This window comes from Actinomadura rugatobispora, from assembly GCF_042656285.1.
GTDB lineage: Bacteria > Actinomycetota > Actinomycetes > Streptosporangiales > Streptosporangiaceae > Spirillospora > Spirillospora rugatobispora.
In genome coordinates, this window is sequence record NZ_JBHSON010000086.1 from 1 (window position 1) to 15250 (window position 15250).

The 15250-nt window shown below is 73.3% G+C and carries 14 protein-coding genes; 11 read left to right on the forward strand and 3 right to left on the reverse strand.

The window, feature by feature from the left end; translation table 11 throughout:
- Window positions 1-397 (reverse strand): TSUP family transporter (locus ACFPZN_RS42635; RefSeq protein WP_378288307.1); only part of this gene is annotated, 397 nt, incomplete at its 3' end.
- A 193-nt stretch (window positions 398-590) separates the two neighbouring features.
- Between ACFPZN_RS42635 and ACFPZN_RS42640 the strand changes: the two genes are divergently transcribed.
- From ACFPZN_RS42640 to ACFPZN_RS42655, 4 genes are all read left to right on the forward strand, one after another.
- The gene (locus ACFPZN_RS42640; RefSeq protein WP_378288308.1) at window positions 591-1538 is read left to right on the forward strand and encodes a 5-dehydro-4-deoxyglucarate dehydratase; all 948 of its coding nucleotides are present in this window, start codon (window positions 591-593) and stop codon (window positions 1536-1538) included.
- Between the two features lie 144 nt (window positions 1539-1682).
- Window positions 1683-2666, forward strand: coding sequence for a tripartite tricarboxylate transporter substrate binding protein (locus tag ACFPZN_RS42645; RefSeq protein ID WP_378288309.1), 984 nt, complete (start codon window positions 1683-1685; stop codon window positions 2664-2666).
- Complete coding sequence (locus ACFPZN_RS42650) at window positions 2663-3163, forward strand: tripartite tricarboxylate transporter TctB family protein (protein ID WP_378288310.1); 501 nt, start codon at window positions 2663-2665, stop codon at window positions 3161-3163. Before ACFPZN_RS42645 ends, ACFPZN_RS42650 begins: the two co-directional genes overlap by 4 nt.
- A 30-nt stretch (window positions 3164-3193) precedes the next feature.
- The gene (locus ACFPZN_RS42655; RefSeq protein ID WP_378288311.1) at window positions 3194-4684 is read left to right on the forward strand and encodes a tripartite tricarboxylate transporter permease; all 1491 of its coding nucleotides are present in this window, start codon (window positions 3194-3196) and stop codon (window positions 4682-4684) included.
- Between the two features lie 261 nt (window positions 4685-4945).
- On the opposite strand, the gene ACFPZN_RS42660 is transcribed toward ACFPZN_RS42655, so the two are convergent.
- Both ACFPZN_RS42660 and ACFPZN_RS42665 read right to left on the reverse strand, forming a co-directional pair.
- Window positions 4946-5620 (reverse strand): response regulator, encoded by a 675-nt coding sequence (locus tag ACFPZN_RS42660; RefSeq protein ID WP_378288312.1) that lies wholly within the window; start codon window positions 5618-5620, stop codon window positions 4946-4948.
- Window positions 5617-8220 (reverse strand): DUF4118 domain-containing protein, encoded by a 2604-nt coding sequence (locus ACFPZN_RS42665; RefSeq protein ID WP_378288313.1) that lies wholly within the window; start codon window positions 8218-8220, stop codon window positions 5617-5619. Before ACFPZN_RS42665 ends, ACFPZN_RS42660 begins: the two co-directional genes overlap by 4 nt.
- A gap of 443 nt (window positions 8221-8663) precedes the next feature.
- Between ACFPZN_RS42665 and ACFPZN_RS42670 the strand changes: the two genes are divergently transcribed.
- From ACFPZN_RS42670 to ACFPZN_RS42700, 7 genes are all read left to right on the forward strand, one after another.
- Complete coding sequence (locus ACFPZN_RS42670; RefSeq protein ID WP_378288314.1) at window positions 8664-9923, forward strand: PP2C family protein-serine/threonine phosphatase; 1260 nt, start codon at window positions 8664-8666, stop codon at window positions 9921-9923.
- A gap of 135 nt (window positions 9924-10058) precedes the next feature.
- Window positions 10059-11165, forward strand: coding sequence for an ABC transporter ATP-binding protein (locus ACFPZN_RS42675; protein ID WP_378288315.1), 1107 nt, complete (start codon window positions 10059-10061; stop codon window positions 11163-11165).
- A 48-nt stretch (window positions 11166-11213) separates the two neighbouring features.
- A complete protein-coding gene (locus ACFPZN_RS42680; protein ID WP_378288316.1) occupies window positions 11214-12398 on the forward strand; it encodes an ABC transporter substrate-binding protein in 1185 nt (394 codons plus the stop codon).
- Window positions 12399-12428: 30 nt separating this feature from the next.
- Window positions 12429-12590 carry a hypothetical protein gene (locus ACFPZN_RS42685; RefSeq protein ID WP_378288317.1) on the forward strand — a complete coding sequence of 54 codons (162 nt, stop codon included), beginning with the start codon at window positions 12429-12431 and terminating at the stop codon, window positions 12588-12590.
- Window positions 12587-13459: a metallophosphoesterase gene (locus ACFPZN_RS42690; RefSeq protein ID WP_378288318.1), complete on the forward strand. Its 873-nt coding sequence runs from the start codon at window positions 12587-12589 to the stop codon at window positions 13457-13459. The genes ACFPZN_RS42685 and ACFPZN_RS42690 overlap by 4 nt, the downstream gene beginning before the upstream one ends.
- On the forward strand, window positions 13453-14421 hold the full coding sequence (locus ACFPZN_RS42695) for a carbohydrate ABC transporter permease (protein ID WP_378288319.1): 969 nt from the start codon (window positions 13453-13455) through the stop codon (window positions 14419-14421). Before ACFPZN_RS42690 ends, ACFPZN_RS42695 begins: the two co-directional genes overlap by 7 nt.
- Window positions 14418-15242, forward strand: coding sequence for a carbohydrate ABC transporter permease (locus ACFPZN_RS42700; RefSeq protein ID WP_378288320.1), 825 nt, complete (start codon window positions 14418-14420; stop codon window positions 15240-15242). The genes ACFPZN_RS42695 and ACFPZN_RS42700 overlap by 4 nt, the downstream gene beginning before the upstream one ends.
- Window positions 15243-15250 lie beyond the last annotated feature (8 nt).

Below are 15250 nucleotides of genomic sequence, written 5' to 3' on the forward strand. Positions count from 1 at the left end.
CCGCGCGCGCCGCCCGCGCCTCGGCCCACGCGCGCAGGCGGTCGCGCGCCAGCAGCAGCGCCGATCCGAGCGCGATGAGCCAGGGCACCACCGCCTCGAACGCCGAGGCGGGGGTGGTGAGCAGGAGCCACGCGCCGAGGGACCCGCCCGCGGCGGCCACCGCGACCAGCCGCAGGACCCGGCGGGTCTGGCCGCGCAGTTCGGGACGCGACCCGGTGGCGGCGCCGACCGTGGTGGAGAACATCGCGACGGTGTTGGTGACGTTGGCGACGACCGGCGGCAGCCCGAAGGCGAGCAGGGCCGGGTAGCTGGCCAGGGAGGCCAGGCCTGCGATGGATCCGGCCAGCCCGGAGGCCAGGCCCGCCGCCATCAGCAGGGCGCCCGAGGACAGGTCCACCCGTCAGGCCGTCCGGGCGCGACGGAGATTGTCCGCTCGAAGGCCGGGGCGGGCGGCCCGGCGCCCTCGTGCGGGGGGAGTCATCACACCTCTTGGGGGGCTCTGAAATCGATCGCGGCCGGAGTATTGACACCCATACCGAAATGCGGCCAAGCTGCTCGCCACATGTCATCCAACTATATATGGAGACAAGTTGGCGGTAACGACGACCCACGGCGAGACGATCGAACGGCTGCGCCGGGGCATGGCGGCGGGAGTGCTCGCGTTCCCGCTGACCGCCTTGGACGCTGGCGGGCGCATCGCCCTCGACGCCTACCGCGCCCACCTGCGCTCCCAGCTCGCCGCCGGTCCCGGCGCGCTGTTCCCCTGCTGCGGGACGGGTGAGTTCTTCTCCCTCGCCGAGGACGAGTACGAGCAACTCGTCACGGCCGCCGTCCAGGAGGCGGCCGGCACCGTGCCGGTCGTCGTGGGCGCGGGCTACGGCTGGGCGCAGGCCGCCAGGTTCGCGGCCATCGCCGAACGCGCGGGCGCGGACGCCCTGCTCCTCCTGCCGCCCTACCTCGTCGAGACGCCGCCGCGGGGACTGGTCGAGCATGTGCGCCGCGTCGCCGCGAGCACCGCGCTGCCGCTCATCGTCTACCAGCGGGCCCAGGTGCGGATCGAGGTCGCCGACGCACCCGCCCTCGCCGCGATCCCCGGCGTGATCGGCGTCAAGGACGGGCACTGCGACCTCGACCGGCTCCAGCGCATCAAGCTGGCCGCCCCCGAAGACTGGCTGTTCTTCAACGGCGCGGCCACCGCCGAGATGCAGGCGCGCGCCTACCGCGCCATCGGCGTCCCGGCCTACTCCTCCGCCGTCCACGCCTTCGCCCCCGAGATCTCCCGGGCCTTCTTCACCGCCCTGCACGCCGAGGACCACGAGCGCGTCGACAGGCTGCTCGAGGAGTTCTACATGCCCTTCGTCGAACTGCGCGACAGGGGGACCGGGTACGCGGTCTCCCTCGTCAAGGCGGCGGCCAGGCTGCGCGGCGCGAACGTGGGCCCGGTGCGCGCTCCCCTCATGGACCCCGCCCCCCGGCATCTGGAGGAACTCGACACCCTGCTGACCACCGGACTGGCCCTCGTCGGCGCCACCCGCTGACCCCGCTCCTTCACTACCCCCGCCCCTTCAACACCCCCGCCCTTCGTCCCCCGCCCTCTCCGCCCACCCCCCATCCCAGCAACCCGGCCGAGTCCACGCTCAGGTCCGGCCCTCCCCTTCCGTGCTGGTGAAACGGAGAATGAAATGAGAATCGGCGTATTCCTGGCCGCCGTCACCGTCACCGTCGCCGCGTCCGCCTGCTCCGTCCAGGGCGGCGGCGCCGACAAGGGCTCCTCCGGCTACCCCGCCAAGCCCGTCGAGTTCACCGTGCCGCAGGACCCCGGCGGCAGCACCGACCTGCTCACCCGCGCCCTGGCCAAGAACATCGACAAGCCGCTCGGGCAGAAGGCCGTCGTGGTGAACAAGCCGGGCGCCAACGGCAAGATCGCGGGCAAGGACGTGTTCGGGAGCAAGCCCGACGGCTACCGCGTCGCGGTGATGCCGCAGTCGCTGTTCGCCATCGGCCCGCTGATGCTGAGCGACCCCGACGCCATCCAGGTCAAGGACATGACCCTCGTCAGGGGCCTCGCCGTCGAGGACTACGTCCTGGTGGTGCCCGCGTCCTCCGAGTACCGCACGCTCAAGGACCTGCTCGGCGCGGGCAGCCTCAAGTACGGCACCACCGGGCCCGGCACCGGCAGCCAGCTCTCGCAGGCACTGCTGTTCGGCACGGCCAAGGTCAAGGCCTCGCCCGTCCCGTTCGACGGCGGCGCCCCCACGGTCACCGCGGTGCTCGGCGGCAAGGTCGACGTCGCCTCCGTCCAGATCGCCGAGGGCTTCAAGCACGTGCAGGCGGGCAAGATGCGCGCCCTGGCGGTCTTCTCCGAGAAGCGGCACGAGGCGCTCCCGGACGTGCCGACCGCCAAGGAGTCCGGCTACCAGGTCCTGGTCGACCAGCGCCGGTTCGTCGCCGCCCCGGCCGGGCTGCCCACCGACGTCCGCGACAAGCTCGGCGCCGCCATCGACAAGGCCGTCGCCTCGCCCGACTACCTCCGGCTGCTCAAGGCGAGCTACATCGTGCCGTGGAACGCCGACGGCGAGCAGGCCGCGGCGCAGATCAACGAGAGCCTCAAGCGGTTCACCGCCATGTCGCAGCAGCTCGGCATCGACCTCAAGGCGCAGCAGTGACGCCGAAGGCCGAGGACGAGACGGCGGACGAGACCGGCTCGTCCCCCGACGTCCCGCGCGCACGCGCGCAGAACGTGGTGGCCGCGCTGGTGCCGCTCGCGGTCGGGGTGGTCGCCGCGGTCATGTCCTGGAACCTCGGGGTCGGCACGCTGCCGGCCCCGGGGCCGGGGCTGTGGCCGCTGCTCGTCAGCGTCGTCATGGTGGTCCTCGCCGCGCTGCTGGTCCTGCGGTCGCGGCCGCGCGGCGACGAGGAGCCGTTCACCAAGGACGTCGTGACGGTCGCCGTCGCGGTGGTCTCGCTCCTGTGCTACGCGTTCCTGTTCGAGCTCATCGGCTTCGAGGTGCCCACCCTCGCGCTCCTGGTGCTGTGGATGAAGGGGCTGGGCCGGGAGGGCTGGCGCGTCACCGCCGCGGTCTCGGTCGTCGCGACGGCGGCCCTCTACCTGCTGTTCATCACCGGGCTCGGGGTGTCGCTGCCCCACCTGATCCACCTGTGAACCCCCGCACCCGCCTGTGAGGACGACGACATGGACTTCCTCTCCCCGGTGATCTCGGGCTTCGGGGTGGTCTTCCAGCCGGAGAACCTCCTCTACTGCCTGCTCGGCGTCACCCTGGGCATGCTGGTCGGCGTCCTGCCCGGCCTCGGCCCGGCGGCCACCATCGCGGTGCTGCTGCCGATCACCTACAACATCGACCCGACCGCGGCGATCATCATGCTGGCCGGGATCTTCTACGGCGCCCAGTACGGCGGCACGATCACCTCGGTGCTGCTGCGCCTGCCCGGCGAGGCGTCCACCGTCGTGACCGCCCTGGACGGGCACGCGATGGCCCGGCAGGGCCGCGCCGGATCGGCCCTCGGCCTCGCCGCCATCGGCTCCTTCGTCGGCGGCACGGTCGCGATCGTCGCGCTGACGTTCGTCGCGCCGCTGGTGGCGGGGTTCGCGCTGGACTTCGGCCCGTCGGAGTACACCGCGCTCGCGCTTCTCGGCATCCTGCTGATCACCACGCTCGGCAGCGGGTCGCGGCTGAAGAGCGGCCTCATGGCGACGGTCGGCCTGCTGCTGGCCACCGTCGGCCAGGACCCGCTGGAGGGCGCCGCCCGCCTGACCCTCGGCGTCGACCAGCTACTGGACGGAATCGACTTCGTGATCGTCGCGATGGGCCTGTTCGGCGTCGCGGAGATCCTGCACAACCTGGAGTCGCTGCGGCGGCCGGGCGCCCCGATGGCCGAGGTGGGCTCGGTCTACCCGTCCCGCGAGGAGATCGGCGAGTCCAAGGCGGCGATCGGCCGCGGGTCGGTGCTCGGCTTCCTGCTCGGCATCCTGCCGGGAGGCGGCGCGACGATGTCGTCGATGGTCTCCTACGCGCTGGAGAAGCGGGTCGCCAAGAAGCCCGAGCGTTTCGGCAAGGGCGCGGTCGAGGGCGTCGCCGGGCCGGAGACCGCCAACAACGCCGCCGCCACCTCCTCCTTCATCCCGCTGCTGACGCTGGGCCTGCCCGCCAACGCCACCATGGCGGTCATGTTCGGCGCGCTGACCATCCAGGGCATCACGCCGGGCCCGACGCTGGTGGACGAGAAGCCCGACCTGTTCTGGGGCGTCGTCAACTCCATGTACGTCGGGAACCTGCTGCTCCTGGCGATGAGCATGCCGCTGATCGGGCTGTTCGTACGGGTCCTGCGCGTCCGGGCGGCGATCCTGGCCCCGCTCACGATCCTGATCACGATGATCGGGGTCTACACGGTCCGGATGAGCGTCTTCGACATGTTCCTGATGGTGGGGCTGGGCGTCGTCGGCTACCTGATGAAGAAGGCCGGTTTCGAGCCCGGCCCGCTCGTCCTGGCCTTCGTGCTCGGCTCCCTGCTGGAGTCGTCGTTCCGGCGGTCGATGCGCATCTTCGGCGGCGACCTCACCGGGTTCCTCACCCAGCCCATCACCGCCGTCCTGCTCGCCGCGATCGTCCTCATCGTGCTGGCGCCCGCCGCCCTGCGCCTGAGACGGCGCACCGCCGGGGCCTGACCAAACTGGTCCGATCCGACCGGGCCCCTCGTGTCACGGCACGTGCGCGCCTGGGGCCCGGCCGCCGGTGGGCAGGCGCGTTCCCACGACGACGCTGCCGTCCCTGTTCGGGTCTGCACGAGAACGCGAACCCGTGCCCGCGCGCCGCCCGCACGGCCCGCCGGACCAGCGGCGGGAGATCGTCGACGTCCTCGTCCTCGTACGCCCGCGTCCCCTCGAGCCCCATGCGGGAATTAGGGGCGACGGGGACATCGCGGTGGTTCAGAGTTCGAAGCGGTAGCCCATGCCCGGCTCGGTGATCAGATGGCGGGGGTGGGCCGGGTCCGGCTCCAGCTTGCGGCGCAGCTGGGCGAGGTAGACGCGCAGGTAGTTGGTCTCCTTCTCGTACGCCGGCCCCCACACCTCGCGCAGCAGCTGCCGCTGTCCGACCAGCCGTCCGGCGTTGCGGACCAGCACCTCCAGGATGTGCCACTCGGTGGGCGTCAGGCGGATGTCCGCGCCGTCCCGGTGCACCTTCTTGGCGGCCAGGTCCACGCTGAAGTCCCCCGCGTCCACCACGGCGTCCTGGTCGGCGGGCGCCGCCCGCCGCACCGCCGCGCGCAGGCGGGCCAGCAGCTCGTCCATGCCGAACGGCTTGGTGACGTAGTCGTCGGCCCCGGCGTCGAGGGCCTGCACCTTCTCGGCGGAGGCGTGCCGGGCCGACAGCACGATGATCGGGACGTTCAGCCAGCCGCGCAGCCCCCTGATCACCTCCACCCCGTCCATGTCCGGCAGCCCGAGGTCGAGCAGCACCACGTCCGGGTGCCGCCGCGCGGCCGCCTCCAGCGCGGTCCGGCCGTCGGCAGCCGTGTCCACCTCGTAGTCGCGGGTCCTGAGGTTGATGCGCAGGGCCCGGACGATCTGCGGCTCGTCCTCGATGACGAGAACGCGAGTCACGGCGTCTCCCTCCGTCGGTCCGGTGTTGCTCCGCCGGCGGGGACGGCGTCCGGCGGACCGGCCGCGTCCCCGTCCCCGGCGGCGAGCGGCAGGGCGAAGACCATGGTGAGGCCGCCGCCCGGGGTGTCCTCGGCGTACAGGGTCCCGCCGACGGCCTCGGTGAAGCCGCGGGCGACGGCCAGCCCCAGCCCGACCCCGGTGCCCCCGGGCGAGTCCCCGAGCCGCTGGAACGGCGCGAAGATCTGCTCCTTCGCCGTGTCGGGCACCCCCGGCCCCCGGTCGGCGACGCGGATCTCGACCCGGCCGGCTCCGCGGCCGAACCGCAGCTCCCCCGCCGACACCAGGACGGTCTCGCGGCTGTGCCGGACGGCGTTCTCGACCACGTTCGCCAGCGCCCGCTCCAGCAGTCCCGGATCGGCGGCGACCGCGGGCAGGGTCTCGGGCACCTCGACCTCGACCCGGTCCACCGGCACGCCCCGCAGCGCTCCCGGCACCACCTCGTCCAGCGCGACCGGACGGGTCAGCGGGACGACGGCGCCCGTCTGCAGCCGGCTCATGTCCAGCAGGTTGCCGATCAGCCCGTCCAGGCGGTCGGACGACTCCTCGATGGAGGCGAGCAGCTCGGCCTCGTCCTCGGGGGCCCAGGTCACGTCGTCGGCGCGCAGGCTGCTCACCGCGGCCTTGATCGAGGCCAGCGGGGTGCGGAGGTCATGGGACACCGCCGCGAGCAGCGCGGTGCGGATCCGGTTGCCCTCGGCGAGCCGGCGGGCCTGGGCGGCCTGCTCGTCCAGCCGCCGCCACTCCAGCACCGCGGCGGCCTGCGCGGCGAAGGCCGAGAGCACCCGGCGGTCGGCCGCGGGCAGCACCCGTCCGCGCAGGGCGAGCACCATCTCCCCCCGCCCGTCCGGCGCCTCGCCCTCGGCCACCTGGACCCGGGCCTCGGCCTGGCCGGGATCGGCGCACGGATCCGGGCCGGCGGCCTCCACCGCCTCCCAGCCGGCGCCGCCCCGTGCCAGGAGCACCGCCGAGCTCACCCCGAAGGTCTCCCGGACCCGCTCGAGCAGGGCGGGCAGCGCCTTCTCCCCGCGCAGCACGCTGGTGGCCAGCATGCTCAGCGTCTCGGCCTCGGCGCTGCTCTGCGCCGCCTGCCGGGTCCGGCGGGCGGCCAGGTCGACCACCGACGACACCGACATCGCGACCCCGATGAAGATCAGCAACGCGACGGTGTTCTGCAGGCCGGCGATGGTGAGGGTGTGGAAGGGCGGGGTGAAGAACCAGTTCGCCAGCAGGGTGCCCAGCACCGCCGCGACCACCGCGGGCCACAGTCCGCCCGCCAGCGCCACCCCGACGGTCAGCGCGAGATAGAACAGGATGTCGGTGACCAGCCCGACATGCTCGCTGATGCCGGCCAGGAGGGCGGTCAGGACCGGCGGGCCCAGCAGCGCCAGCACCCACCCGGCGGCCCTGCGGCGCCGGCTCAGCGCCGACCCGGCCGTCCCGGCGATCCCGCGGCCCTTGCCCACGTGCTCGTGGGTGACGATGTGGACGTCCAGCTCGCCCGACTCCCGGGCCACGGCGGCGCCGACCCCCGGGGCGAGCAGGAACTGCCAGCCGCGCCGCCGGCTCGACCCCAGCACCAGCTGGGTCGCGTTGACCCCGCGCGCGAACTCCAGGAGCGCCGTCGCCACGTCGTCGCCCACGACCTGGTGGTAGGTGCCGCCCAGGCTCTCCAGCAGGGCCCGCTGGCGGGCCAGCGCCCGCGGCGAGCCCTCGGCCAGCCCGTCGCTGTGCACCACCCGGACGGCCAGCAGGTCGGAGCGTCCCGCGCGGGCCGCGATGCGGGCGGCCCGCCGGATGAGGGTGTCGCCCTCCGGCCCGCCCGTCAGCGCCACCACGATCCGCTCCCTCGCCTCCCACGGCTCGGTGATCCCGTGCTGGTCGCGGTAGCGGGCCAGGCCCTCGTCCACCCGGTCGGCCACCCACAGCAGCGCCAGCTCGCGCAGCGCGGTCAGGTTGCCGGTCCGGAAGTAGTTGGCGAGGGCGGCGTCGACCTTCTCCGGGCCGTACACGTTGCCGTGCGCCAGGCGGCGGCGCAGCGCCTCGGGCGTCATGTCGACCAGCTCGACCTGCTCGGCCCGGCGCACCACCGCGTCCGGCACCGTCTCCCGCTGCCGGACGCCGGTGATGCGCTCCACCACGTCGTTCAGCGACTCCAGGTGCTGGATGTTGACGGCGGAGATCACGTCGATGCCCGCCTCCAGCAGGACCTCGATGTCCTGCCAGCGCTTGGCGTTGCGGCATCCGGGGACGTTGGTGTGCGCCAGCTCGTCCACCAGCGCCACCTGGGGCCTGCGGGCCAGGACCGCGTCCAGGTCCATCTCGGTGAACTCCGCCCCCCGGTACCGCACGGTGCGGCGCGGGACCACCTCCAGGTCGCCGATCTGCTCGGCGGTGCGGGCGCGCCCGTGCGCCTCGGCGAAGCCGACGACCACGTCGGTGCCGCGCCCGGCGCGCCGCCGCCCCTCGTTCAGCATCGCGTAGGTCTTCCCCACGCCGGGTGCGGCGCCCAGGTAGATGCGCCAGGTGCCGCGCGTGCCCATACCGGCTTCACCTCCCCCATCCGGACACTCCCCTGATTCCGGCCTGGCGAAATCTAGTCGATCAGACGCCGTGGCGGTCGCGGCGGGCGGGGTGACGATCACGGACGCCCCCGGCAGTAAAACGCCACAATCGGCGCATTTCCAGCCGTCTTGACGCGCCCTTAGCGCCCACCCGGACCCGCTTAACGCGCCCCTAGCGCTCCCGGCGCGGCGCCGACCTCACCGCCGCCAGACGCGCAGGCCCGGCGCCCCGGCGGAAGCGGCGGTAGGTGTTGATCCAGCGGATCAGATCATCCCTCGGGAACCGCCTCGCCGCAGGCCCCCGACCTGGGGTTTTTCCACCCGTACGGCAGGGCAGGGGAGGAACAAGCCGCGGAACGCCCGCCGATCACGGACCGCGCCCCCGTGCGAGCCCGACCGCGCGACCCGACGATGGAGAGGTGATGGGAGCCGACCGGGGGGAACGGCTGCTGGGGGACCTGGTGGAGGCCAGCCACCTGATGTCGATGCAGCAGATCCCCACCGCCGTGGCCGAGCACGCCGAGCGTGCCGGCATCCGGAACGTGCTGATCTACGTGGCTGACCTGCAGCAGAGCGTGCTGCGGCTGCTGCCCGAACGCGACGGGCAGCCCGTCCATCCCGGGGAGGCGGCGGAGCTGCGGGTCGAGGGCACCCTGGCGGGCCGCGCCTTCCGGACTCTGGACCTGGTCCAGGCGCAGGGCCAGGACGCCGGCACCGACGTGTGGTGGGCGCCGCTGCTGGACGGGACCGAACGCATCGGCGTCGTGCGGGCCACCGTGGACGGCGCCGACGAGGAGACCCTGGACATCCTGCGGCGCATGACCGGCCTGGTGGCGCTGATGGTGGTCAGCAAGCGCCCCTACAGCGACACCCACGCCCGGCTCGTCCGCGTCCAGCCCATGTCCGTGTCGGCGGAGATGCAGTGGCGGCTGATGCCGCCGCTCACCTTCGCCAACGACCGGGTGTCGATCGGCGCCGTCCTCGAACCGGCCTACCAGATCGGCGGCGACGCCTTCGACTACGGGCTGGCCGGCGACATCGTCAACCTGGCGATCTTCGACGCGATGGGGCACGACACCTCGTCCGGGCTCACCGCCACCCTCGCCATCGCCGCCTGCCGCAACAGCCGCCTCCAGGGCGCCGACCTCGTCGAGACCGGGCGGAGGATCGGGGAGGTCCTGAGCGGGCAGTTCGACTCCGGCACCTATGTCACGGCGCTGCTTGCCAGCCTGGACACCCGCACCGGACTGCTGTCCTGGGTCAACCACGGCCATCCGCCGCCGGTGGTCATCCGCGGCGGGCGCTGGGTCACCACGCTGGCCTGCCCGCCCGCCAGTCCCCTGGGCACCGGCCTCGGCGACGCCGCCGAAGCGTGCTCCGAGCAGCTCGAGCCCGGCGACCGGCTGCTGCTCTACACCGACGGGATCATCGAGGCCCGCAACGCGGAGAAGCAGGAGTTCGGGCTGCACCGGTTCGTCGACTTCATCATCCGCCACAACGCCGACGGGCTCCCCGTCCCCGAGACCCTCCGCCGCCTCATCCGCGGCATCCTCGACCACCACGCCGACCGGCTCGACGACGACGCCACCGTCCTCCTCCTGGAGTGGCACGGGCCCACCGGTCCCGGCCGGCCGGGACCGGACGACGACGTGCGCCAGCGAGAGGTCATCACTCTCGGTTGATCGCTCCTGCCTATCGCGCCGGAGCGGCAGTGGCGGAGTCCTCGCAGGTCATGCCGCATATAGCCGCGATCGGGCGGTGGCGGGCCGCGTCCCGCGTTCACCCTTTGTCCACGGACCGCTGCTGCACTCTGCGCCGTGAGCCGTATTCGATTGCAAGGGCTGACGCGGCGGTTCGGCCAGGTGACCGCCGTGGACGATGTGTGGCTGGACGTGGCCGACGGGGAGTTCCTGGTCCTGCTGGGCCCGAGCGGGTGCGGCAAGTCCACGCTGCTGCGCATGATCGCCGGCCTGCTGGAGCCGTCCGGCGGGCGGGTGCTGCTGGACGACGCCGACATCACCCACGCCCCGCCGCAACGGCGGAACCTGGCCATGGTGTTCCAGGGCTACGCGCTCTATCCGCACCTGTCGGTCGCCCGGAACATCGGGTTCCCGCTGCGCGCCAGGCGGTTGCCCAAGGCCGTCGTCCGCGCCAAGGTCGCCGAGGTCGCGGCCATGGTCGAGCTGACCGGGCTGCTGGATCGCAGGCCCCGTGAGCTGTCGGGCGGCCAGCGGCAGCGGGTGGCCCTCGCCCGGGCGCTGGTCCGCGACCCCGGCGCCTTCCTCATGGACGAGCCCCTGTCCAACCTCGACGCCAAGCTGCGGGCCACGACCCGGGCCGAGATCGCCGCGCTGCACCGCCGCCTGGGCGCCACGGTCGTGTACGTCACCCACGACCAGGTGGAGGCCATGACGATGGCCACCCGGATCGTGCTGCTGAACGAGGGACGTGTGGAGCAGACCGGCACCCCCGCCGAGGTCTACGACGAGCCGGCCTCGGTGTTCGTCGCCCGGTTCCTCGGATCTCCCCCGATGAACCTCCTGGACGCGACCCTGCACGCGGCCGGCTCCGACCTGGTCGCCCGCGCCCCCGATGTGGAGGTGGCGCTCGGTCTCGACGGCGCCGGGCTGCCCGACCGCGCGGTGACGCTGGGCGTGCGGCCCGAGCACCTGGGTTTCGCGCCCCGCGGGAACGCGCCGTTCCGTGCCGAGGTCATGTCCGTGGAGAACCTGGGCGGCGAGGAGGTCGCGCACTGCCGGGTGGGCTCCGCGCAGGTGAGCGTGCGCGGGGCGCGTCCGCTCGGAGTCGCGCCCGGCGATCGCGTGGGGCTGTCGGCCCGTCCCGGGCACCTGCATCTCTTCGACGCCGGAAGCGGGCGCCGGCTGGTCTGGCGGCCCGCCGGCGTCCAAGCGACGACCGTCTGAGCCCGCTTCGCCCCTTTCTGTCTGGCCCGTTTCTCTAAGGAGCACGCAATGAGAAAACCCCTGTCCTTGGCATGCGCTTTTTCGGCGGTGCTCGTGACGGCCGCCGCCTGCGGAATGGGGGGCGGCGGGGACGCGGCCGGCGATCCCGTGGCCCGCGTCTCCGCACTCGCCCCGGACCAGAAGGTCTCGATCGTCCTGGAGAGTTACAACTTCGGGCAGGCGGGCGCGTGGACGGACACGTTCACCGAGCTGATCGCCGCCTTCCAGAAGGAGCATCCCAACATCAGGGTCACCGCCCAGAAGCCGCAGGGCAACAGCGCCAACCCCGCCACCGACACGATCTCCAGCCTGCAGAACCAGATCGCCACCGGCGGGCCGCCCGACGTCGCCCAGCTCGGCTTCAGCGATCTGGACTTTACGGTCAACCGGCTCAAGGCCCTGCCCCTGGACGACCTGGTCGGCAAGGAGGAGGTCGCGCGCAACTTCGCCGGCGCCCGGCACCCGTACGCGCCCACGACGCGGACGCTCGGTGACTGGAACGGCAAGACCTACGGCGTGCCGTTCGTGCTCTCCACCCCCATGCTGTACTTCAACGCCGACCTGTTCGCCAAGGCCGGGCTCGACCCGTCCAAACCGCCCACGACGTGGGACGAGGTCCGGACCGCCGCGCTGGCCGTCAAGGAGAAGGGCGGCAAGGACGGCGTCTACGTCGACTGCCTCACCAAGGCCGCCAAGGACTGGTGCTTCCAGGCGCTCGCGCTGTCCAACGGCGGACGGGTCATCTCCCAGGACCGCACAAGGCTGACGTTCGCCGATCCGCAGGCGGCCGGCGCGGTCCGGACCATGCGGCACCTGGTCGCCTCGGGCGCCATGCCGAACCGCACGCAGCAGCAGGCGGTCGACGGGTTCGCGCGCGGCGACATCGGCATGATCCTCGAATCCAGCTCGATGCAGGGCACGTTCCTGAAGGCGTCGACCGGCAAGTGGCGGCTGGGTGCGACGGCGATGCCGGCCTTCGCCGGCCGGCAGGCGGTCCCGACCAACTCGGGGGCGGCGCTGTTCGTGTTCGCCAAGGACGCGGCCAAGCGGCGCGCCGCCTGGGAGCTGATCCGGTTCCTGACGAGCGAGCGGGCGTTCACCACCATCGCCAGCAAGATCGGTTACCTGCCGCTGCGCACCGGGCTGGTCGGCGACGCCGCCGGGCTCAAGCCGTGGGCGGACGCCAACCCCTAGCTCAAGCCCAACCTGGAGCAGCTGGCCAGGATGCAGCCGTGGGTGTCCATGCCGGGGGCGGGCTACCTGCAGGTCCGGGACGGCATGATGGCCGCCGTCGAGCGCGCCGTCTTCCAGGGCGCGGACGTGGACACCACGCTGCGCGCCAAGCAGGACGAACTCGCCGCCCTGATCAGGACGGACCGCAAGTGACCGCGCCCCGGGCCGCCGCGAGCACGCGGCCGGATCTGACGTTCGTCCAGCTCACCGACACCCACGTCCTCGCCGAAGGCGAGCTCATGCACGGCGTCGTCGACACCGCCGCGAACCTGCGGGCCGCGCTGGCGATGCTCGAGAAGTCGGGGCAGCCGGTATCGGCGCTGCTGCTCACCGGCGACCTCACCGACGACGGCCGCCCCGCCGCCTACCGGCGGCTGCGCGAGCTGGTGGAACCCGCGGCGCGGCGGATCGGCGCCGAGGTCCTGTACGCCATGGGCAACCACGACGAGCGCGCCGCGTTCCGCTCCGAGCTGCTGCGCGAGGAGCCGTCCGCGGACGCGTGCGACGCCGTCCGGACGGTCGGCGGCATGCGCGTCGTGCTGCTGGACAGCACCGAGCCGGGCAGGCACGACGGGCACCTGTCGGCCGCGCAGCTGGACTGGCTCGCGGACGTGCTGGCCAGGCCCGCGCCGCTCGGCACGATCCTGGTGTGCCACCACCCGCCGCTCCCCTCCCCCGTGCCGACCGTGCACCTGCTGCGGCTGCGCGGCGCGGAACGGCTGGCGCGGGTGATCGAGGGCAGCGACGTGCGCATGGTGGTGTCCGGCCATGCCCACCACGCGGCGGCGGGCGCGCTGTCGGGCGTGCCGGTGTGGGTGGGGCCCGCCCTGGCGTACGGCGTTGCGGGTTTCCCTCCGCGGGGCCGGCTCCGCGCGGCCGCCGAGGCCGCGTTCAGCCGGATCGACGTGTTCGGCGGTCGGGTGGTCGCGACCGCCGTCCCGGTCCCGTCGGCCGCCGGGGTGTACGACGTCGCGGCGGCGGACCGGATCCGCATGATCGAGAACGTGGTCGGGGCATGGTGACCGGAACGTTCGTCGAGGTCGCGCCGCCGTCCCGGCCCGCGACCGTGGAGGGCGCGCCGCCCGCCGCCGCACGTCCCTCCCTGGCCGCCCGGCTGCGGCGGGCGGCCCCGCCGTACCTCTACCTGGCGCCCGGGCTGGCGCTGCTGGCCGTATGGACCTACCGGCCGCTCGCCCAGACGCTCTACCTGTCGTTCCACTCCTGGGACCTGAGCCCGGCCTCGCCGCTGGTCCCGGTCGGCACCGCCAACTACGAGCGGCTGCTGACCACGCCGGAGCTGGGCGCCTCGGTCGTCCGGACGCTCGTGGTCATCGGGGGGATGCTGCCGTTCACCGTGGCGGTCCCGCTCGCGGTGGCGCTGCTGGCGCGCGGCGTGCGCGGCCGGGCGGGCGCCGCCTATCGCGGCATGGTGTTCGCCCCGATGCTGGTCGCGCCGGTCGCGGGCGCGGCCGCCTGGCAGTGGCTGCTGGACCCGTCGGCGGGCGCGGTCAACGCGGCCCTGGGCACCGGCGCGAACTGGCTGAACGACACCGCGACGGCCCAGTGGGCGATCATCGTCATCGCCGGATGGCATGTCGTCGGGTTCGCGGTGCTGGTCGTGTCGGCGGGCCTGACCGGCATCGATCCCGAGTACGCGGCGGCGGCGCGGGTGGACGGCGCCTCGCGGGCCCAGACCACGCGGTGGATCACCCTGCCGCTGCTGTCGCCGACGCTGGCTTTCCTGGCGCTGGTGACCGTGCTCCTGTCGGCGCAGTGGACCTTCCCCCTGGTCGACACCCTCACCCAGGGCGGCCCGGCCGGCTCCACCACCACGATCTACTACCTGCTCTGGGAGTTCGGCTTCCGCAGCCACGACGCCGGGCTCGCGGCGGCCGCCGGAATGCTCTTCTTCGCGGGCTTCCTGCTGGTCGCGGCGCTGCCGGCCCGCCTGGCCGACCGCGCGCCGCGCGAGGAGGGAGCGTGAGGGGGCACGGCGGGAGCGGACGGATCGAGCGCGCGGCCGGGCACGCGGCCCTGGGGCTGCTCGGCCTGGCCTGCCTCTTCCCGATCTACTGGATCTACGCGACGTCGCTGCGCGCGCCCGGCGACGTCCACGACCTGTCGCCGCTGCCCTGGCCGCTGTCGCTGGACAACTACTCCGACGCGCTGGCCAAGAACGACGTCGCGGGCATGCTGCTCAACACCACGGTCATGGCGGCGCTGTCCGCGCTCGGCCAGCTGCTGGTCGCCCTGCCGGCCGCGTACGCGTTCGCCGCCTGGCGGTTCCGCGGGCGGGGGCTCGCCCACCTGGCGTTCGTGGGCACCTGGCTGGTGCCCTTCCAGGTGGCCATGCTGCCCAACTACGCGCTGCTGGCCCGGCTCGGGCTGCTGGAGACGCTCGCCGGGGTGATCGTCCCGAACCTGTGCTCGGCGCTGGGCGTCCTCCTCCTGCGCGAGCACCTGATGAGCTTCCCCCGCGAGCTGCTGGACGCGGCGCGCATGGACGGGCGCTCGTCCTGGGGCACGCTGTGGACCGTCGTCGTCCCGAACCTGCGGCCCGCGCTGGCCGCACTGGGCATCCTGCTGTTCATCACCTCGTGGAACGAGTACTTCTGGCCGGCGATGGTCCTCCAGCGGTCCAACTCGGTGATCCAGCTCGGCCTGCGCAGCTTCATGGGGACCGAGGGCACCGACTGGGGACCGCTGATGGCCACCGCCGGGCTGGCCGGCCTGCCGGTGCTGGTCCTCTACGTGTTCCTGCAGCGGCACATCGTGAACGCCTTCGTCCGCTCCGGCCTGAAATAGCGACGGTC

What these genes read in the sequence shown, in the direction of transcription:
- ACFPZN_RS42680 (WP_378288316.1), top strand. Translation starts at nt 11,214, where the DNA reads ATGAGAAAACCCCTGTCCTTGGCATGCGCTTTTTCGGCGGTGCTCGTG.
- ACFPZN_RS42645 (WP_378288309.1), top strand. Translation starts at nt 1,683, where the DNA reads ATGAGAATCGGCGTATTCCTGGCCGCCGTCACCGTCACCGTCGCCGCG.
- ACFPZN_RS42655 (WP_378288311.1), top strand. Translation starts at nt 3,194, where the DNA reads ATGGACTTCCTCTCCCCGGTGATCTCGGGCTTCGGGGTGGTCTTCCAG.
- ACFPZN_RS42665 (WP_378288313.1), bottom strand. Translation starts at nt 8,220, where the DNA reads ATGGGCACGCGCGGCACCTGGCGCATCTACCTGGGCGCCGCACCCGGC.
- ACFPZN_RS42670 (WP_378288314.1), top strand. Translation starts at nt 8,664, where the DNA reads ATGGGAGCCGACCGGGGGGAACGGCTGCTGGGGGACCTGGTGGAGGCC.
- ACFPZN_RS42685 (WP_378288317.1), top strand. Translation starts at nt 12,429, where the DNA reads ATGCAGCCGTGGGTGTCCATGCCGGGGGCGGGCTACCTGCAGGTCCGG.
- ACFPZN_RS42695 (WP_378288319.1), top strand. Translation starts at nt 13,453, where the DNA reads ATGGTGACCGGAACGTTCGTCGAGGTCGCGCCGCCGTCCCGGCCCGCG.